This window comes from Streptomyces synnematoformans (genome assembly GCF_039531005.1).
Taxonomy (GTDB): domain Bacteria; phylum Actinomycetota; class Actinomycetes; order Streptomycetales; family Streptomycetaceae; genus Streptomyces; species Streptomyces synnematoformans.
On record NZ_BAAAPF010000719.1, the window covers coordinates 1 to 891 of the forward strand.

The 891-nt window shown below is 67.0% G+C and carries 1 protein-coding gene; it reads right to left on the bottom strand.

The genetic code is table 11. From position 1 onward, the window contains the following. Nucleotides 1–16: 16 nt before the first annotated feature. On the bottom strand, nucleotides 17–781 hold the full coding sequence (locus ABD317_RS37325; RefSeq protein WP_344296565.1) for an IS5 family transposase: 765 nt from the start codon (nucleotides 779–781) through the stop codon (nucleotides 17–19). Nucleotides 782–891 lie beyond the last annotated feature (110 nt).

Below are 891 nucleotides of genomic sequence, written 5' to 3' on the forward strand. Positions count from 1 at the left end.
TGAGCTTTTTCCAACCTCAGTTTGAGCATGTGAGGTGGAGGGTGAGGGCTGCCTGGACGAGGTGGTTGATGCGGGTGGTCGAGCAGCGTAGTTTGCGCAGGAGGCGCCAGGTTTTCAGGGCGGCGATGGCGGGTTCGGCCAGGGCCCGGATCTTCGCGTGGGATCGGTTGACGGCCTGCTGACCTGCGGAGAGCTTCTCCCAGCGACCCCAGATGGGGACCTGGACGGTGCCTCCCGCTCCTCGGTAGCCCTTGTCCGCCCAGCACTTGATGTCGGCTTCGGCGAGAGCGTCGATGATGCCGTGTTCGCGGGCAGCGCGGACGTCGTGGATCGCGCCTGGCAGGGCAGGTGAGGCCCATAGCAGTCGGCCCGCCGGATCCGTGAGGATCTGCACGTTCATGCCGTGCTTCTTGTGCTTGCCGGAGTAGAAGGGCCGGTCCGCGGCGGTCCGGTCGGTCGGCAGCAGCGTCCCGTCCAGCAGTACGAACGCCTTCGAGGATGCGGCCCGTGCTGCTTCGGCGAGGCTGGGAGCGAGGGCGGCCAGGACCTCCACGGCCTCGGTGATGTACCGGTAGGCGGTCGTGGTTCCGATGCCGAAGCCCGCTGCGAGCTGGGCGTACGGGTGACCGTGGCGCAGGTGGGCGAGCGCGAGCAGGGCCTGCCGGCCGGCGTTCAGCCGACGCCACCGGCTGCCGATCGCACGGCGGCGTTCACGGAGACGGGCGGTGAGGAAACGAAGATGCGAGCTGGACAGGTCCAGTCCGGACGGGTAGACAAGCACGTGAAGCCTCTGGCGGAACGGGTGATCTTGGTCGTGAACCCGTCTACCAGGGGCTTCACTCGTCTGTCACGCCAACCACCAGACTGCATCAGCAGGTTGGAAAAGGCTCA